The following is a 12,054-nucleotide window of genomic DNA, read 5'->3' on the forward strand; positions in this document are numbered from 1 at the left end:
TTTTTTGTCAAACGGTGGCTTTGGTCTGAAAAGACGTCAACGAATCCAGCACCTCGCGGGCGTGACCGTTGGGTCGCACCGCCACCCAACGCTCTCGCAAAACCCCATCGGGATCGATCAGAAAAGTGTGGCGTAGCGAGTACGGCGCCATCCAGGACCCGTAGGCCTTGCTCACGCTGCCATCGGGGTCGGACAGCAGGGGGAAGCTCAACCCTTCGCTTTCGCAGAAGGATTCATGGTCGTCAACGCTGTCAGCGCTGACGCCAACGACCTCGGCCCCGGCCTGAAGAAAGTCGTTGTGGAGGGTTTCGAAGCCCCTGGCTTCAATCGTGCATCCACCGGTGAAATCCCTTGGATAGAAATAAACCGCCAGCCAGCGGCCGCGCAGATCACGGCTGTTCCAGTGGTCGCGATCAGGTTCGGATTGACTTGAACCGGGCAGATCAAAATCGGGAACGGTTGCGCCCGTTTCCAAAACAAGACCCCCGAGGGCCGAAGCCCGCGAGGGTGTGAGCGTCAGAGCTGCAAGGAAAAGGCCGGACTTGATCAGTAATTCCCGCCGATTCACCTGTTGAAGATCTCAGATCTTGGCCAGGTTAATGCCCAAAGACTTGGCGTAGGCGCCGAGGCCTTTCTTCTGGATGGTTTTCAGAGCGCGGGTGGTGACGCGAAGCTTCACCCAGCGGTTGCCTTCCGCCCACCAGAGACGACGCTGCTGCAGGTTGGCCTGCTGCAGCTTCTTGGTGCGGATGTGGGAATGGCTCACGGCCATGCCGTTGTTGGCGCGAGTACCGGTGAGCTGACACACCCGTGACATGACGATGTCCTTCTACTGAGAGGTTGTTTGGAGCTGAAAATCAGTTCCAAACGACCAATTTAGCAAAAGGTCTTCAGCTCATAGACCTCTCTGCATCAAGGCACCCATCAATTCAGCACTGCGGGTTTGGAAACCGGCCAGCTCATTGGGCTCCAGCCCCCCGACGCCCAGACGCGCCATGTCATACAAATGGCGGGCCACATCCTCGGCCAGGCTTGCGGTGGGTGACGTTTCCGCCGCTCCCACCAAAACGCCACCGGCACGCAACTTCAGCATCCCTTCCACGAGGGGATGGCGCCGGTTCACCAGCAACACGTGATGCTCGGGAAGGCCTGGCAGGCGTTGTTCCATCAAGGCGCCCATGTCGTTCAGTCGGCGCATCTGTTCTGGCAGAAGGATCATGGCCGGCGGTGCCCCTTCGGCTTTCAGGGCCTGCACCTGAACGGTCACCTTGTCGTTGGCCAGAGCCGCCTTGATCAGATCCCGCAGTCGGTCGGACTCGGTGGAGCCGTCCTGATCGGTGAGTTCGGCGTCGTTGTCCTTGAGGCTCTCGTCCAGTTCCGAGTCGACACGCTGGAAGGTGAGCTCCTCATGGCGATGCTCCAGCCAGGGGATGAACTGGGTGTCGATCACCGTCTCCAGCTTCAGCACTTCCGCGCCCTGGGAAGTCCAGAGGTTCAGCGCTCCGGCCTGGGCAACGTCATCTGTGATGTACAGCACGCGCTTGTTCTGATCCTCAGCCAGTCGGCTGCGGTATCCCTTCAGGGTGGTGAAGGCACGGCCATCGCAGGCGATCGGGTCCGCGTCATCCCCTTCCCCGGCTGCTGCGGTGGTGGCGAACAGGATCAATTCAGACACCTGTTCGGCGAACTTCTCGTCCTCCATGGCGCCGATCTTCACGAAGGGTGCCAGGGCATCCCAGGCCTCGGCATAGGCCTTTGGATCCTCTTTTTTCAGGTTCCGCAGCCGGTCGGACACTTTCTTGGCAACGAAATTGCCGATGGAGCGAACGCGACGGTCGGTCTGGAGAGCACTGCGGCTCACATTCAGAGGAATGTCGGGTGAATCGATCACACCTCGCAAAGGCAAGAGGTAGCGGGGAACCACTTCCTTGATCGAATCGCTGACGAACACCTGGTTGCAGTACAGCTTGATTTCCCCTTTCTCCCAATCGGCACGACCGGTTTGCTTGGGAAAGAAAAGAATGCCCTGAAGGTTGTAGGGGTAGTCGGTGTTGAGATGAACCCAGAGCAGGGGGTCGCCCTGGAAGGGATACAGGTAGTGATACAGATCGATGTAGTCCTGATCCGTCAGATCTCTGGCGCTTTTGCGCCAGGGCGCATCCATCTTGTTGATGGTTTCCCCTTCCAGCTGCACCGGTACTGCCATGAAGTCGCAGTAGGTGTTGATCAGGGTGCGGATCCGAGCCGGTTCGAGATATTCGAGCTCGTCCTCCATCAGATGAAGGATCACATCCGTGCCCGGCTGCTCTTTCTCCGCGGCGGTGAGGCTGAAGTTCGGTGAACCATCGCAGCTCCAGCGCACGGCTTCAGCATCGGGCCGGGCTGAACGGGTCATCAGCTCCACCCGCTCGGCCACCATGAAGCTGGAATAGAAGCCGAGGCCGAAGTGGCCAATGATGGCGTCGTCTTCCTGTTTGTACTTCTCCAGGAAGTCCTCGGCACTGGAGAAGGCCACCTGGTTGATGTAGCGCTTCACCTCATCGGCGGTCATGCCGATGCCGTTGTCGCTGATGGTGACCGTCTTGGCCTCCCGATCCACCGTGATCCGGATGGCCCCGTCATCACCTTCGCTGCAATCGCCTGCCATCGCTGCCATGCGGCGCTTGCTGATGGCGTCAACGCCATTGCTGACCAGCTCCCGTAGAAACACCTCGTGGCCGGAATAGACGGCCTTCTTGATGATCGGGAAAATGTTTTCGGTGTGGATCTGAATCTGACCCTGTTCTTCCAGCACCGCCATTCCTTTGCTGCGAAAAACTGACACTAGAGACAGGTTTCACCCCAGCTCAACGGCCGTTTCAGGGGGGTCTCCGTACCTGTTTCCGGTTCAGGGCGTCTTCTGCAGGTCTGGACGCTCTTCGGCAACGATGGCCCCCTCAACGGGACACACCTGCAGGCAGATCCCGCAGTCGATGCAGGTGTCGAAATTGATCCAGTAGAAGTCCGTTCCCTTTTTGTTCTTTCCTTTCCCTTGGTCAATGCAGGCCACGGGGCAAGCATCAACGCAGTCGGCGATGCCTTCGCAGACGTCAGTGACGATGGAATGAGCCATGGAGGACATACGGATCTGCGGGATCCTAAGAATCGACCCAATCCAGCTGGAGACCACCCTGGGCCTTCGCCTGCTGCTCAGCCTCCTGCTTGGACGCCAGGGGTTCAAGGGCCATCACGGCTGTGCGTCCCTGCTCATGCCAGCTGCGTTGACGTTCCATGGCGGATTCCAGATTCGAGGCCGTTGAAAAAGCAACGAGAACATCGGAATGCTGTTCTTCGGAAGCATTCAGGTCCGCAATCAGTTCGCGGATCGGATCGATTGCCAAGCTGAAGCCAGCGCCATAGGCCTGGTGATCGGTCGCGCCGCAACGGCGCACCAGATCGTCGTAGCGGCCGCCGCGGGCAATCACCACCGGTGAGCTGCGGCCATCACAGACCAGTTGGAAGACCAGGCCGGTGTAGAGCTCGAAATGGGGCTGGAAGGTTGGGTCCAGCTGGATCGTCACCGCTTGATCCTCAGCTGCCTGGGCGAGATGGGTGCAGAGGCGATGCAGCTCATCGAAGACCGGTTGTTCCCCGCAGAGGCGGGCAAGCTGCGTTAGCACCTGGTCTGGGATGCCCCTGCAGTCCAGGAGGGAGAGCAGCCTGGTCTTCTCAGCGTCGGCCAGATCGAAGCTCTCGATGGCCAAGCGGTCGAAATCGATCAGGGCCGTGCGGATCTGATCACGCATCGCTCCGCTGAACGGACGGAGCACCAGATCCATCAGAGCGGTGTGCCCTAGCAACAGCCTTGGTTTCTGGCTGGATTGCAAACACAGGGTCTGAACGGAAGCCATCAATAGGCTGAGCAGTTCCATCTCCGCTTCATTGCCGCGGACGCCGAACAGTTCAACGCCGCTCTGAAGGTTTTCCTCAATGCACTGCCCCCCCTCATCGGCGGAACGGGTGCGGAACACGGTTCCGGACGCCCAAAGCCTCAGCGGCCTCTGACGATTTGCAAATCGGGTGCAGGCGGCTCTGGCGATGGAGGCCGTCATCTCCGGTCGCAGCCCGAGGGGGTCATCGGCCACCAGTCGAACAATGTCTGCGCTGTCGATGGCACCGCCGGCCATCAGGGTGGCCAGGCGTTCCACCCGGGGTGGAGAGACCTCGTCGTAACCCCAGAGGCGGTAAACCGACGCCAGACGTTCCGTCAGCTGTCGGTTGGTTTCCACCTGACGTGGATTCAGATCCTTTGCGCCAGCTGCAGGTTGCAGCGCCATCTCACGTCCTCTCGGCCACGCCTCAGGATCCCATGGCCGTGACCTCGGGGGCCCCGAAGGCGGCTCCTGGCAATGGTTTCACCTGGGACAAACCCTCGGTGATCGCCGCATGCAGGCTGGCGCCAGCGGCAATGACCCGTCCACTGGAGAGGTCGAAGGGTTGATTGCCATAACCGCTGACGGTTCCACCGGCCAGATCCACCAACGCCACTCCAGCGGCCAGATCCCAGGGAGACAGGCCCCGTTCCCAATAGCCATCCTGGCGCCCAGCGGCCACAAAGGCCAGGTCCACCGCTGCAGCACCGCCCCGGCGCACGCCGTGGCTGCGATGGGTGAACCAGCAGAACTCGGCGTAGTTGTTGTCCAGTCGGGTGTGCCGGTCGTAGGCGAATCCTGTCACCAACAGGGAGTCTTCGAGCCGATCGCAATGGCTCACCTGCAGGGGGCTGTCGTTGCAGAACGCTCCGATCCCCGGTGCCCCCCAGTACATCTCCTTGAGAAAGGGCACAGCGATGGCCCCGAGAATGGGCTGCTGGCCCAGGGTGAGGCCGATCGAGGTGGCAAAGAAGGGATAGCCGTGGGCGAAGTTCGTGGTCCCATCGAGGGGGTCAACACACCACCTCAGGCCGTCCTGCTGACCGGCTGCCCCGCTTTCCTCCGCCAGTACGGCAATCTCAGGGGTCTGCTCCGCCAGCAGCTTCAAGACGATTCCCTCGGCTGCAACGTCGGCATTGGTGACCAGGTCGCCGATGCGGCCCTTGCTTTCGATGGATGACAGGCGCCCGTAATGGCGCATCAGTTCCCGGCCGCCGGCATCCGCTGCTGAGCGGGCCACAGCGACAAGGCGCTCCAGATCGCTTGGGCTGAGATCGGCCTCGTGGGCGGCACGGTTGCAGATCGATTCCGGCATGCTCACTCCTCCTCGAGGGGAATGCGAGCGGTGACGCGTCCTTTGCCGAAGTGGCGTCCGAACTGAAGCTCGTACACCTCATCTTCATCCTGGGTTTCAGCTTCCAGAGGGCCAACGGCGCGGGCCACACAGAGCAGGCCGTAGCCCTTGGCCCTCAGCTCCCGCGACAGACCCATGGCTTCCCTTTGGTCGAGGCTGCCGTTCTGCACGCGAACCGCGCACTCGGTGCAGCATCCGTTCCTGCAGGAGAACGGAAGTGGGTCGCCCTGTTCTTCGAAACTGTGCAGGATGTACTCCCCTTCTGGGACGTCGTGGGTGATGGTGCGACCCTCCTGACGCCAATGAATCGTGATCCTGTGGCTGGGGCGCATGCCGTCCCGCTGGAAACGCCCTGCTACATTGGCATCTGCCCCACGTCAGCCGCTGGAGAGGTGGCCGAGTGGTCGAAGGCGCAGCACTGGAAATGCTGTATAGGGGCAACTCTATCGAGGGTTCGAATCCCTCCCTCTCCGCTTCTCCGGTCCGCAAGGGCCGGATTTTTTTTGTCCTTTTTGAGGTCTGAAAGCCCATCAAGGCCCTGCTCGGGACCGGCTAGACGATCAGCCGAAACGACCGGAAACGTAGTCCTGGGTGGCTTGCTGTTGGGGAGCGTTGAAGATCTTGTCGGTCTCGTTGAATTCCACCAGATAACCCACTTTCCCGGTTCCGCCTTCAACGGCCTCTGCGTTGTAGAAGGCGGTCATGTCGCTGACGCGAACGGCCTGCTGCATGTTGTGGGTGACGATCACGATGGTGAAGCTCTTCTTAAGCTCATGCATCGTCTCCTCGATCTTCAACGTTGAGATGGGATCGAGGGCTGAACAGGGTTCATCCATCAGGATCACTTCCGGCTGAATCGCGATCGTGCGCGCGATGCAGAGGCGCTGCTGCTGTCCGCCGGACAGCGAATACCCGCTCTCATTCAGCTTGTCTTTGCATTCATCCCAAACCGCCGCCTGGCGGAGGGAACGCTCTACAAGCTCATCCATGTCTCCCGAGTAGCCGTTGATGCGAGCACCAAAGGCGATGTTTTCGTAGATGCTTTTCGGGAACGGATTGGGTTGTTGGAACACCATCCCGATCCTGCGGCGCACTTCCACGGGATCAATCTTGGGCCCGTAGAGGTCAACACCTCCAAAAAGGATGCTTCCCTTGAGTGAGCAACCTTCGATCAGATCGTTCATTCGGTTCAAGGAACGAAGCACCGTGGACTTTCCACAGCCGGATGGGCCAATGAAGGCTGTCACTTTGCCACGAGGAATCTCGCAGTAGACGTTTTTGACGGCTTCGAAATTGCCGTAGCTGATCGTGACGTTCTGCAGGGAAAGAGCGACGTCCCTGTTGTGGGACTCGGTTGCTTGGGGCTGTTGAAGAGTCGTCATTGTTTTACGTAGAAAATGGTTTATTTGGCAGCAAATCTCGCCAGCCAGCGAGAGAAGAGGTTCAGGGCCAGGATCATTACCACAAGCACAAACGATGCGGCCCACGCCAGCTCGTTGTGAAATTCGTAGGGCATGATCGCGAAGTTGTAGATCATCACTGAAAGGGTCGCAATTGGAGCGAAGATCCCCTCCGGCGTGAGCAGATCCGACCAGAACGGTGAGAACAGAGCAGTGAAGATCAAGGGAGCTGTTTCCCCTGCTGCTCGGGCAATACCAAGAACAACCCCTGTGGCAATCGGGGTTAATGCGGCAGGGAGGGTGATTCGAACAACGGTGACGAACCGGGAAGCCCCCACGCCGAGGGCACCACGCCGGAGATCGTCGGGCACCAGCTTCAGGCCTTCATCAGTGGTTTTGATCACTGTCGGAAGCATCAGCACCGCCAGTGACATGCCCCCGGCCACGGCGCTGTAGGCGTTTCCGAACAGAATTCGACTGGTGACGATCGTGCCGTAAATGAAAACGCCAGCAATAATCGAAGGTACCCCCGCCAGCACATTGGTGCCGAAGCGGATGAACTGAGCGAACCATCCCGACTGGGAGTATTCAGCCAGAAACACGCCTCCGCCAACGCCCACCGGAACGGCAATCAGTGCGGCGATGGCCGTGACCACCAGCGTTCCGACGATGGCATTGGCAATGCCGCCATCCTCAAGGCCTGGCGGAGGTGGAAGTTGGGTCAGCAGGGCCAGGCTGATTTTGCTTCCACCCTGCACGAGCACATAACCCAGCACCAGGATCAGGGGGAGAACAGCGATGACAGCAAACAGGGCCGCCAGGAACGAGAGTGCCCTGCTGCTGATGTTTCTGCGTTGAAAGGGTTTGTAGCTGAGGTCAGGTGTTGCCTCAACGTGGTTGTGGGTGAGCGTGTGTGTCATGTCAGTACTTCAGGCTTAATCGCTTCACGATCCACTGGGCAAAAATATTCACGCACAAGGTGAGAACAATCAGGACGAATGCTGCGTACATCAGTGATGACACCTGGGAGCCGTCCGCCTCGCCAAACTGATTGGCCAACATCGCCGCGATGGTGTTGCCGGGTGCCAGCAGCGAAACACTGAAATTATTGGAATTGCCGATGATCATCGTGACCGCCATGGTCTCGCCCATGGCCCGGCCCAAGGCCAGCATCACACCACCAATGATCCCGGAAATCGCTGCAGGAAGGATCACATTGACGATGGCGCCCCAGCGCGTTGTGCCCACCCCATAGGCCGCCTGACGAAGTTGTGGTGGAACCTGATTCAGGCAATCGCGGGAGATCGCTGTGATGATCGGCAGGATCATCACCACCAAAATCAACACCGCAGGGATGGTGCCAGGACCCATCGGAGGTGTGCTGAACAGCGGGAACCAATTGAACAGTTGATAAAGAAGCTCCAGTCCCGGACGGATGAACGGTTCCATCACAAAAATGGCCCAGAGGCCAAGCACCACTGATGGGATCGCTGCCAGCAGCTCCACCATCAGGCCGATCACGTCCCGGATTCGCTTGGGGATGATGTTTTCAGTGATGAAGATGGCTGTCCCGATCCCTAGCGGCACCGCGACCATCAACGCGAGCAGTGATGTGATCAGGGTGCCGTAGATCGCGGCCCCGGCCCCGTACTGATCATCCACCGGATTCCAGTCCGAGGTGATCAGAAACTTCCAGCCGTAGCGGGCCATGGACTCCAGGCTCCCCTGGAAGACAACAATCAGGATTGCGAGGAGAACAATCGCCACCACGGAGGCCATGGCGATGGAAAGATTTCTGAAACTGATGTCCACCAACTTTTCTGCCAGTGGACGGCTTCGGAGCAGGTATCGACTGTCCGGGGCGGACATGCATCCAGCGGCGCGCCAGTACAACGTATGTCCCGACCTGCTTGGGGTCATTAAGAACGGCTTAAGCGGGGGGCTGGAGCGGGTTGAAACCTGCCGTTAGCGTGGAGATCAAGTTTCGAGGGATATGGGGCGGATCGTCGGAATCGATCTGGGGACCACCAATTCGGTTGTCGCTGTGCTGGAGGCGGGACGCCCCCATGTGATCGCCAATGCCGAGGGCGGACGAACCACCCCATCTGTGGTGGGTTACACCAAGGATCAGGAACTGCTGGTGGGGCAGCTGGCCCGCCGTCAGCTCGTGCTCAGCCCCCGCAACACCTTCTCCAACCTGAAGCGGTTCGTCGGCCGTGACTGGGACGAACTGGAGGACAGCAGCCTCTCGGTTCCTTATACGGTGCGTGCCAACGATCAGGGGCAGGTTCGGGTGCCCTGCCCGGTGACTGAGCGGGAGTATGCGCCCGAAGAACTGGTTGCCAGCATCATCCGCAAGCTTGTCGACGATGCGTCCACCTACCTAGGTGAACCTGTGGAAGCGGCGGTGGTGACCGTGCCCGCCTACTTCAACGATGCCCAGCGTCAGGCCACCCGCGACGCTGGACGCCTGGCGGGCATCTCGGTGGAGCGCATTCTCAATGAACCCACCGCGGCTGCTCTGGCCTATGGCTTTGACCGCAGCGCCGTCAAACGGGTTTTGGTCTTCGACCTCGGTGGAGGCACCTTTGACGTGTCGCTGCTGCGCATTGCCAATGGAGTTTTTGACGTCAAGGCGACGAATGGCGACACGCAACTCGGCGGCAACGATTTCGATCAACGCATCGTCAACTGGCTGGCTGATGCCTTTGAAGAGGAGCACAAGGTTGATCTGCGGCGCGATCGGCAGGCCCTGCAGCGGTTGACGGAAGCGGCTGAAAAGGCCAAGCAGGAACTCTCCGGTGTGCTCAGCACCCCGATTTCACTTCCCTTCATCGCCACCGGCAGCGATGGTCCGCTGCACATCGAAACCCGCCTGGACCGTGCCACCTTCGAAGGGCTCTGCCCTGATCTGCTGGATCGTTTGCTGAGTCCCGTCCAGGCCGCCCTGCGCGACTCCGGCTGGTCGGCCGACGACATCGATGACGTCGTGCTGGTGGGTGGTGCCACGCGGATGCCGATGGTTCAACAACTGGTGCGCACCCTGGTGCCGATCGATCCCTGCCAGTCGGTGAACCCTGATGAGGTGGTGGCGATCGGTGCTGCGGTGCAGGCCGGAATTCTCACCGGTGAACTCAGGGATCTGCTGCTCAACGACGTCACCCCCCTGTCGCTTGGCCTTGAGACGATCGGTGGACTGATGAAGGTGTTGATTCCCCGCAACACGCCGATCCCCGTGCGTCAGTCCGATGTATTCAGCACTTCGGAAGCCAATCAGTCGTCCGTGGAAATCCACGTCTGGCAAGGGGAGCGCCAGATGGCGACGGACAACAAATCCCTCGGTCGTTTTCGGCTATCCGGGATTCCGCCTGCCCCGCGGGGGGTTCCCCAGGTGCAGGTGGCCTTCGACATCGATGCCAATGGCCTGCTCCAGGTCAGTGCCACCGACCGCACCACCGGCCGCAAGCAGTCGGTGTCGATTCAGGGTGGCTCGAATCTCAATGAAGAGGATGTGACCGCTCTGCTGGCGGAAGCAGAAGCGAGGGCTGATGAGGACAGGCGCAAACGCAATCAGATCGAGCGCCGCAACCGGGCTCAGACCTTGCTTGCCCAGGCGGAGCGGCGGCTGCGCGATGCCTCTCTCGAGCTGGGGCCCTATGGGGCAGAACGGCAGCAACGGGCCGTTGAAATGGCCATGCGTGACGTTCAGGACTGCCTCGCCAACGACGACCTTCAGGAGCTTGATCTTTGTGTGAGCGGTCTCGAGGAGGCGTTGTTCGGGCTGAACCGTCGTCTGTCGGCAGAACGTCAGGCTGATGGCAGCCCGCTTCAGGGGATCCGCAACACACTCGGCTCCCTCAAGGATGAGCTGTTTGCCGATGACTGGGACGACGATCCCTGGGGGCCCCCCAGCCGACCGGGTGAACGTGGCCGTGGTCTGAGCCGGCGTGACCCTGCAGCTTGGGACGATGACTTCTACCGCTAAGCCTGATTACTGGTCTCTGCTGGGGGTCGATTCCGACTGCACGGATCAGCAACTGAAACGGGCGTTTCGCCGGGAGGCACGCCGTTGGCACCCCGATCTCAACAGCAATGATCCTGTTGCTGAAGAGCGCTTCAAGTTGGTCAATGAGGCTTATGCGGTGCTCAGTGATCCCCGCCGGCGTGAGGCGTGGCAGCGGGGAGGTGGATCCCGTACGGATGTTGTCGATCCCTTTGCCCATGGCTTCCCTGATTTTGATGACTACCTCGATGTCATTTTCGGCGGCGGAACAGCTCCTTCCTCAGCTGAGGTTGAGGACGAGCCTGATCAACCCTTCCGGGGTGATGACGCCAGCCGTGAAAACAGAGGTCATGAACCTCCGGTTTCGGCACCGCCGCCGCCGCCGCCTGTGCGTGCTGTAGAAGATCTCGAGTCGGTGGTTCATCTCAGCCCGGATCAGGCTCTCCAGGGAACCGTGGTGGAACTGACGCTCGATGACGGCACGGTGATCGAGCTGAACACGCCTCCGTTAGCAGGAGATGGATGGCGTCTGCGGCTTGAGGGCGTTGCCCCCGGTGGCCGGGATCATTTCCTGCAGCTCCGGGTCGTGACCGACGACGGGCTCCGGATCGACGGCCTGCGGGTTCTCTACAAGCTGATGCTGTTCCCACCGGATGCAGCCCTAGGCTGCGCTGTGGATGTGCCGACACTGGACGGCCCTGTGACACTGCAGGTTCCTCCAGGTTCATCCAGTGGACGTTTGCTGCGGCTGCGGGGGCGCGGGCTGCAGCTGGATGACGAGCGGGGCGACCAGTTGGTGGAGATCGTTGTGGTGATTCCCTCGGATCTGGGTGATGCGGAACGGGCCCTCTACAGGCGTCTTCAGGAACTGGCGAGCGAATCCGAGCAGGGTGGTTGACGATGGGTGAGACTCCGGTCCGGTTGATCTGACGGTTTTCCCGATGCGCGTCCACGTCCTGCTCTTTGATGCCGGTACGGATAGCGAAGGCATCCACTCGCTTGAAATCGCCGGACGAACCGTGGTTCTGTTGTTTGAGAATCCCGACGATGCCGAGCGTTATGCCGGCCTTCTGGAGGCCCAGGACTTTCCGGTTCCAACGGTGGAGGCCCTTGATCGGGAAGACGTTGATCTGTTCTGCCGTGAGGCCGGCTATGAGGCCCGGCTGATTGAGTCGGGCTTTGTGCCCAGCAATGACGAGGAGCGACTGTTCATGGCGCCGCCTCAGAGCAACCGCGATGTGAGCAACTGGAAGGAGGACGCCATGCCTGAGGATGCAAACGCGGATGTACTGGCCTCTGAGCCGGCGCGCCAGGGACTGGAGACCGAACCGGAATCCAATCCTGAACTGGACGAACTGCGGCGCCGCTTGGAGGGTCTGCTCTGAG

The 12,054-nt window shown here is 60.3% G+C and carries 13 protein-coding genes and 1 tRNA gene; 4 read left to right on the forward strand and 10 right to left on the reverse strand.

Translation table 11 applies throughout. The features are described from left to right. Positions 1-7: 7 nt before the first annotated feature. The 7 genes from KR52_RS08690 to KR52_RS08720 form a co-directional block, all read right to left on the reverse strand. Positions 8-568: a peroxiredoxin gene (locus KR52_RS08690; RefSeq protein WP_038554781.1), complete on the reverse strand. Its 561-nt coding sequence runs from the start codon at positions 566-568 to the stop codon at positions 8-10. A 12-nt stretch (positions 569-580) separates the two neighbouring features. After that, the gene (gene rpmB / locus KR52_RS08695) at positions 581-817 is read right to left on the reverse strand and encodes a 50S ribosomal protein L28 (protein ID WP_006850205.1); all 237 of its coding nucleotides are present in this window, start codon (positions 815-817) and stop codon (positions 581-583) included. A gap of 78 nt (positions 818-895) precedes the next feature. Further along, positions 896-2,800 (reverse strand): molecular chaperone HtpG, encoded by a 1,905-nt coding sequence (gene htpG / locus KR52_RS08700; protein WP_038554793.1) that lies wholly within the window; start codon positions 2,798-2,800, stop codon positions 896-898. 87 nt (positions 2,801-2,887) lie between these two features. Continuing rightward, entirely contained in the window at positions 2,888-3,112 is a 225-nt protein-coding gene (locus KR52_RS08705) for a ferredoxin family protein (RefSeq protein ID WP_006851587.1), read from the reverse strand. Between the two features lie 25 nt (positions 3,113-3,137). Continuing rightward, positions 3,138-4,316: an ATP phosphoribosyltransferase regulatory subunit gene (locus KR52_RS08710; protein ID WP_038554795.1), complete on the reverse strand. Its 1,179-nt coding sequence runs from the start codon at positions 4,314-4,316 to the stop codon at positions 3,138-3,140. 22 nt (positions 4,317-4,338) lie between these two features. Then, positions 4,339-5,226, reverse strand: coding sequence for an inositol monophosphatase family protein (locus tag KR52_RS08715; RefSeq protein ID WP_038554798.1), 888 nt, complete (start codon positions 5,224-5,226; stop codon positions 4,339-4,341). 2 nt (positions 5,227-5,228) lie between these two features. Continuing rightward, the gene (locus tag KR52_RS08720) at positions 5,229-5,597 is read right to left on the reverse strand and encodes a 2Fe-2S iron-sulfur cluster-binding protein (protein ID WP_038554800.1); all 369 of its coding nucleotides are present in this window, start codon (positions 5,595-5,597) and stop codon (positions 5,229-5,231) included. 54 nt (positions 5,598-5,651) lie between these two features. On the opposite strand from KR52_RS08720, the gene KR52_RS08725 reads away from it, so the two are divergent. Further along, positions 5,652-5,738 (forward strand) — tRNA-Ser (locus tag KR52_RS08725). Positions 5,739-5,825: 87 nt separating this feature from the next. Here the strand turns inward: KR52_RS08725 and pstB are convergent. From pstB to pstC, 3 genes are read right to left on the reverse strand one after another with little or no spacing between them, the layout of a single operon-like run. Further along, positions 5,826-6,647 carry a phosphate ABC transporter ATP-binding protein PstB gene (gene pstB, locus KR52_RS08730; RefSeq protein WP_038554803.1) on the reverse strand — a complete coding sequence of 274 codons (822 nt, stop codon included), beginning with the start codon at positions 6,645-6,647 and terminating at the stop codon, positions 5,826-5,828. Positions 6,648-6,667: 20 nt separating this feature from the next. After that, positions 6,668-7,585: a phosphate ABC transporter permease PstA gene (gene pstA, locus KR52_RS08735; protein ID WP_038554805.1), complete on the reverse strand. Its 918-nt coding sequence runs from the start codon at positions 7,583-7,585 to the stop codon at positions 6,668-6,670. Between the two features lies 1 nt (position 7,586). Next, the gene (gene pstC / locus KR52_RS08740; protein ID WP_038554808.1) at positions 7,587-8,534 is read right to left on the reverse strand and encodes a phosphate ABC transporter permease subunit PstC; all 948 of its coding nucleotides are present in this window, start codon (positions 8,532-8,534) and stop codon (positions 7,587-7,589) included. 124 nt (positions 8,535-8,658) lie between these two features. Between pstC and dnaK the strand changes: the two genes are divergently transcribed. The 3 genes from dnaK to KR52_RS08755 are packed head-to-tail and all read left to right on the forward strand — an operon-like array spanning position 8,659 to position 12,053. Then, positions 8,659-10,650: a molecular chaperone DnaK gene (dnaK, locus tag KR52_RS08745; RefSeq protein ID WP_038554810.1), complete on the forward strand. Its 1,992-nt coding sequence runs from the start codon at positions 8,659-8,661 to the stop codon at positions 10,648-10,650. Next, the gene (locus tag KR52_RS08750) at positions 10,634-11,566 is read left to right on the forward strand and encodes a DnaJ domain-containing protein (RefSeq protein WP_038554813.1); all 933 of its coding nucleotides are present in this window, start codon (positions 10,634-10,636) and stop codon (positions 11,564-11,566) included. Before dnaK ends, KR52_RS08750 begins: the two co-directional genes overlap by 17 nt. A 43-nt stretch (positions 11,567-11,609) precedes the next feature. Further along, entirely contained in the window at positions 11,610-12,053 is a 444-nt protein-coding gene (locus KR52_RS08755; protein ID WP_038554815.1) for a DUF3110 domain-containing protein, read from the forward strand. Position 12,054 lies beyond the last annotated feature (1 nt).

The sequence above is a fragment of the Synechococcus sp. KORDI-52 genome (genome assembly GCF_000737595.1).
In the GTDB taxonomy this organism is placed as follows: Bacteria; Cyanobacteriota; Cyanobacteriia; order PCC-6307; family Cyanobiaceae; genus Parasynechococcus.

What these genes read in the sequence shown, in the direction of transcription:
- htpG (WP_038554793.1), bottom strand. Translation starts at nt 2,800, where the DNA reads ATGGCGGTGCTGGAAGAACAGGGTCAGATTCAGATCCACACCGAAAAC.
- dnaK (WP_038554810.1), top strand. Translation starts at nt 8,659, where the DNA reads ATGGGGCGGATCGTCGGAATCGATCTGGGGACCACCAATTCGGTTGTC.
- pstC (WP_038554808.1), bottom strand. Translation starts at nt 8,534, where the DNA reads ATGTCCGCCCCGGACAGTCGATACCTGCTCCGAAGCCGTCCACTGGCA.
- KR52_RS08715 (WP_038554798.1), bottom strand. Translation starts at nt 5,226, where the DNA reads ATGCCGGAATCGATCTGCAACCGTGCCGCCCACGAGGCCGATCTCAGC.
- rpmB (WP_006850205.1), bottom strand. Translation starts at nt 817, where the DNA reads ATGTCACGGGTGTGTCAGCTCACCGGTACTCGCGCCAACAACGGCATG.
- KR52_RS08710 (WP_038554795.1), bottom strand. Translation starts at nt 4,316, where the DNA reads ATGGCGCTGCAACCTGCAGCTGGCGCAAAGGATCTGAATCCACGTCAG.
- KR52_RS08720 (WP_038554800.1), bottom strand. Translation starts at nt 5,597, where the DNA reads ATGCGCCCCAGCCACAGGATCACGATTCATTGGCGTCAGGAGGGTCGC.
- pstB (WP_038554803.1), bottom strand. Translation starts at nt 6,647, where the DNA reads ATGACGACTCTTCAACAGCCCCAAGCAACCGAGTCCCACAACAGGGAC.
- pstA (WP_038554805.1), bottom strand. Translation starts at nt 7,585, where the DNA reads ATGACACACACGCTCACCCACAACCACGTTGAGGCAACACCTGACCTC.
- KR52_RS08750 (WP_038554813.1), top strand. Translation starts at nt 10,634, where the DNA reads ATGACTTCTACCGCTAAGCCTGATTACTGGTCTCTGCTGGGGGTCGAT.
- KR52_RS08755 (WP_038554815.1), top strand. Translation starts at nt 11,610, where the DNA reads ATGCGCGTCCACGTCCTGCTCTTTGATGCCGGTACGGATAGCGAAGGC.
- KR52_RS08705 (WP_006851587.1), bottom strand. Translation starts at nt 3,112, where the DNA reads ATGGCTCATTCCATCGTCACTGACGTCTGCGAAGGCATCGCCGACTGC.